The sequence below is a fragment of the Curtobacterium sp. UCD-KPL2560 genome (assembly GCF_001705035.1).
Lineage (GTDB): Bacteria > Actinomycetota > Actinomycetes > Actinomycetales > Microbacteriaceae > Curtobacterium.
In genome coordinates this window covers 1-4,796 of the sequence record NZ_MCIG01000125.1, presented here as the reverse complement: position 1 = coordinate 4,796, position 4,796 = coordinate 1, and the positions used below count along the sequence as shown (strand labels likewise).

General features: G+C 75.7%; 4 protein-coding genes. 2 read left to right on the top strand and 2 right to left on the bottom strand.

What is annotated here, in order from left to right:
• Positions 1–39: 39 nt before the first annotated feature.
• Positions 40–1,383, bottom strand: coding sequence for a cytosine deaminase (locus BEP24_RS15875; RefSeq protein ID WP_065965083.1), 1,344 nt, complete (start codon positions 1,381–1,383; stop codon positions 40–42).
• A 143-nt stretch (positions 1,384–1,526) separates the two neighbouring features.
• Here BEP24_RS15875 and BEP24_RS15870 point away from each other — a divergent pair, with 143 nt between their 5' ends.
• Positions 1,527–2,210, top strand: a complete 684-nt coding sequence (locus BEP24_RS15870) for an XRE family transcriptional regulator (RefSeq protein ID WP_083230441.1) — start codon at positions 1,527–1,529, stop codon at positions 2,208–2,210.
• Complete coding sequence (locus BEP24_RS15865) at positions 2,207–3,160, top strand: PDR/VanB family oxidoreductase (protein WP_065965081.1); 954 nt, start codon at positions 2,207–2,209, stop codon at positions 3,158–3,160. Before BEP24_RS15870 ends, BEP24_RS15865 begins: the two co-directional genes overlap by 4 nt.
• Positions 3,161–3,261: 101 nt before the next feature.
• Here the strand turns inward: BEP24_RS15865 and BEP24_RS15860 are convergent, their stop codons facing one another.
• Positions 3,262–4,659 (bottom strand): amidohydrolase family protein, encoded by a 1,398-nt coding sequence (locus BEP24_RS15860; protein ID WP_065965079.1) that lies wholly within the window; start codon positions 4,657–4,659, stop codon positions 3,262–3,264.
• Positions 4,660–4,796: the final 137 nt, after the last annotated feature.

Sequence of the window (4,796 nt, the reverse complement as noted above, 5' to 3'; positions counted from 1 at the left end):
GTCGGGTCGGGTGGGTGCGCGGCGCGGTGCCGTGCGCGGTCAGGCCGGCACGGGTGCCGCGGCTGCCGGTGTCGGTGCGGACGCGGGTGCGGCCGCGGACGCGGGAGCGGCGATCGTGGTGTGCACCTCGGTGCGGGCGACGAGTCGCCCACGGGACAGGACGATGCGGTCCGCCGGCGCGTTCGCGACGGCGTCGGTGACGCTGGTCGCGGCGACCGCCAGCAGGTCGGCTCGCCGTCCGGGGACGGGACCGGCGGCCGGGAGGCCCATCACGCTCCGGGCGGTGTCGCTCACCATCGCGTACGCCTGGTCCGGCGTCACGTGGCCCGCGGTCACGAGGAGGGACGCCGTCTCGAGCGCGTCGCTGCGGCCCACCGGGTTGAACGGGTCGCGGACGTTGTCGGCGCCGGCGGCCACGCGGACCCCGGCCGCGGTGAGGGCCTGGATCGCGGTCAGTCCGCGGGGCGTGGACACCGGGTGCTGCCAGCCCTGCAGGTAGAGGTTCGTGATCGGCAGCGTCACGATCCCGAGGTCGGCGGCGGCGACGTCGGTGACGACCTCGGCCAGACGCTCGGGGCCCAGGGTGCCGAGCCGCACGCAGTGGCCGGCGGTCCAGGTCCTGCCGTCGCGCTCGCCCGTGCCGGCGTGGGCACCCCGGCGTGCGCTGACCGCGCGGGCGAAGTGGTCGAGCGTGAGCGGGCCGTCGAGGTTCTCGTCGGTGTGCAGGTCGACCCCGACGCCGTGCCGGTCGGCCAGCGCGAGCAGCCGGTCCACGTCGGCGAGCGGGTCCGCCGCCAGGTGCGGCGCGCCGCCGACCAGGTCGACGCCGCAGGCCAGGACGGCCTCGACGTGGTGGTCGGGCGCGAGCGGTCCGGCCAGGGCGACGAGCTCGATGTCCACGAGCCCGGCGAGCTCGTCGCGGACCCGGACGAGCGCCCGTGCACCGCGCACGGCGGACTCGGTGGACGCGGGGGCGTCGTCGGCCGTGCGGCGACCGCTCAGGACGTCGACGTGGCTGCGGACGGCGGTGGTCCCGGCGGCGAGCAGGGCCAGGGCGGCGGTGCGCGCCCGGTCGGCGATCTCGTCCACGGTCATGGTCGTGGCGTGCGCCGACCACGAGGCGATCGCGGCACCGAGGTCCCCGAGCGGCGGCCGGATCACGTCGGCACTGAGGGCCTTGTCGAGGTGCGCGTGCGGCTCGGCGGGAGCGGTGAGGAGCAGCCGTCCGCCGAGGTCGAGCGTGTCCTCGGCGAGGGCGTGGAGGCTGCCCGCCGGGGCGACGGCCACGACCGTGTCGCCTGCGATCGCGACGTCGACGCGGTGTCCGTCGGCCAGCAGGGCGTCCCGCAGCAGGGCGACCGGTCGTGGTGCTGTCGAGCCCATGGCGCCTCCCGGGGAAGTGTGAGAATGTTGATCGCATCAACATCTCCGATGCTAGGGCGGCTCTGTTTCCCTCACGTTTCGCGGCGGTTGCCGTGTGTGACAGCCGTCCCGGACCGGAACGAACCGGAACGACAGGAGCACGCGTGAGCCCGGGGACCCGCACCAGCACGACCGCCGACGGGGCGAGCACCGACACCACCGCCGACGGGGCGGGCACCGACTCCCGTCCCGACGCCGACCGGGTCGTCGACGCGCAGACCCGTCGGATCGGCGAGCAGATCCGCGCCCGGCGCCGGGCCGCGGGCCTGACCCTCGTGCAGGTCGCCGCCGCCACCGGCTTGTCGCACCCCTTCCTCAGCCAGGTCGAACGCGGGCACTCCCGGGCGAGCATGGTCTCGCTCGAGAAGATCGCGGCGGCGCTCGGCACGACCCAGGTCGCACTGCTCGCCGCCGGTGCCCCGGAGCACGGCGGCCACGACGGCGGTGCGCCCGAGGTGCTGCGGGCCGGGGAGGGTGCTCGCGGACCCTCCTCCGACGGCGAGGCGCGGCTCCTCGTGCACGCCGGACCGCACGCCTTCGAGCCGCTCGAGTGGACCGGCGAGCACACCGACCTCGGCGAGTACTTCGAGCACGGCGAGGACGAGTTCCTCACCGTGCTCTCCGGCCACGTGCTGCTCGACCTGCGCGGCCAGGAGCCGATCCGCCTCGGGCCAGGTGACTCCGTCTACCACCGGGGCGGCACCGCACACCGCTGGTGCAGCGCCGACGGCGGACGCTTCCACATGCTCGTGGTCAAGGAGACCCCGCGGGTCGGGGGTGTCGAGTGACCGCCGTCCCCGAGCGCCTGCGGCTGCGCGTCGCCGCACGCCGCGAGGTCGCGACCGACGTCGTCGCGCTCGACCTCGCGGCCACGGGGGACACCCCGCTGCCCGACTGGGAGCCCGGGGCGCACCTCGACCTCGAGGTCACGCCGGGCACCGAGCGGCAGTACTCGCTCGTCGGGACCACCCGCGCGGGGCACTGGCGGATCGCGGTCCTCCGGGAACCCGACGGCCGCGGCGGATCGGCGGCCGTGCACGACGCGCTCGCGGTCGGGACCGAGGTGCTCGTCGGTGGGCCGCGCAACCACTTCGGGTTCGACCCCGGCCGGCCCGCCGTGTTCGTCGCCGGGGGCATCGGCATCACGCCGCTCGCCGCGATGATCGCCGCCGCCGAGCGTTCCGGGACGCCGTGGGAGCTCCACTACGCGGGCCGCACCCGAGACCGGATGGCCTTCGTCGACGACCTCGTCGCCGCGCACCCCGACCGGGTCACCGTGGCCGCGGCGGACGAGGGCGTCCGGCTCGACGTCCCCGCGCTCCTCGCCGAGCCGCGGGACGCCGTCGTGTACTGCTGCGGCCCGCGGGCACTGATGGACGCCGTCGAGGCCGCGGCCGCGCACTGGCCGGCCGGCAGCGTCCGGGTCGAGCGCTTCGAACCGGCGGACGCCGTCGACGCCCCGGGCGAGCCGTTCGAGGTCGAGCTGACCGTGACCGGCGTCACCGTGACGGTCCCGGCCGACCGCACCCTGCTCGAGGTCGCCGAGGAGGCCGGCGCGTTCGTCCTGTCCTCGTGCCGCGAGGGCACGTGCGGCACCTGCGAGACCCCGGTGCTCGAGGGCGCGGTCGAGCACCGCGACACCGTGCTCAGCCCGGAGGAGCAGGCCGACGACCGCACCATGATGGTCTGCGTCTCCCGCGCCCGGCGCGGGTGCCCGCGCCTCGTCCTGGAGCTGTGACCGGCCGCTGAGCCCGGTCGGGACGGACGGGAGGCGCGGCGCACGACGGGTGCCGCGCCTCCCGTCCGTCCCGTGGTGCGACCGTCGGGCGGTCGCCGCCGCTACGGACGCTCGGTGTCGTCGAGCGGGCCGCCGGTGAGCGCCGACAGGCGCTCGAGCCCCGCCTCGGCGACCAGCTGCCGGGCGAGCGGTCGGGCACGGGCCACGGCCTCGCGCACGTCGACCTTCGTGACGTCGTGGTCGGCCAGGCTCAGCTCGCCGTCGACCCAGACGTCGCGCACCTCGCGGCTGCCGGCGACGAAGACGACCGCCTGGTAGGGGTCGTGCACGTTCGCCAGGGCCGGGGAGTCGCCGTCGAAGACGACGACGTCCGCGCGCTTGCCGGGCTCGAGCGACCCGATCTCGGTGTCCATGCGGAGCGCGCGGGCGCCGCCGATGGTGCCCATCTCGAACGCCTCGCGGGCGCTCATCGCCGTCGCCTGCAGGTCCCGGACCCGGGCGAGCAGCGCGGCGGTCTTCATCGCCTGCAGGAAGTCCTGCGAGTCGTTCGAGGCCGGGCCGTCGACCCCGATGCCGACCGGGACGCCGAGGGCGCGGAGCTCCGCGACCGGGGCGATGCCGCTCGCCAGGATGCCGTTCGCGACCGGGTTGTGGGCGACACCGACGCCGTTCGTGGCGTAGCGCTCCCGGTCCTCGCGGTCCACCCAGACGCTGTGCGCCGCGATCACGGGCACCTGGAACATGCCCGTCGCCTCGGCGTGCCCGATCGCCGTCCGGCCGGTGCGCTGCCGGGCCGCCGTGACCTCCTCGCGCACCTCGTGGAAGTGCACGTGCACGCCGTGGCCGCCCGCGACCGCGTAGTCGACGTGCTCCTGCCAGGTGTCGTCGGTGTAGCGGCCGATCGACGAGACCCCGACCCGGAAGGTGCTGTAGCGGCTGGCGTCCGCCGCCTCGCGCAGCGCCTCGAACTCCTCGAGGATCGGGGTCGCGCCGAAGTCCCGGTCGACGTCCCCGGAACCGAACGACACGACGCCGCGCAGGCCGAGGTCCTCGAGCGCCTGCACGACACCGGGGGTCGCGGGCTCGTCGGGCACCGGGTCCGCGCAGAACATGTCGTTCGCCGTCGTGACACCGCTCCGGAGCAGCTGGATGCCCTGCAGCACCGTGCCGGCGTACGCCTTCTCGCGGGTCATCACCGGGTTGACGCGGCTGATCAGCGCCGTCAACCACTCCCACAGCGTGTACTGCGAGCCGATGCCCGTGACGAGGCCCTCGCTGAAGTGCCCGTGCGTGTTGACGAAGCCCGGGGTGACGACGTCGTACGCGCCCCCGCGGACCGGTGCGTCGGGGTGGGCGGCGGACAGCTCGGCGAAGGTGCCCACGGCGGCGATGCGGTCCCCGTCGAGCAGGACGGCGCCGTCGCGGATCGCAGCGGGGGTGGGGGAGTCGTCGGGCGCTGCGGTGAGCACCCAGCCGGCACGGATCAGGGTCGTCGTCATGCCTGGACCGTAGGGTCCGCGTGTTTCGCGGGCGTCACCACGGGGTTTCCCGGAGGGTGTCGGCGGGGTGGTCGGAACGGCGGAGCCGTCCCTGCGCCGGGCGGTGAGCGGTGCGGCCGCCGGCGCCGGGCACAGCC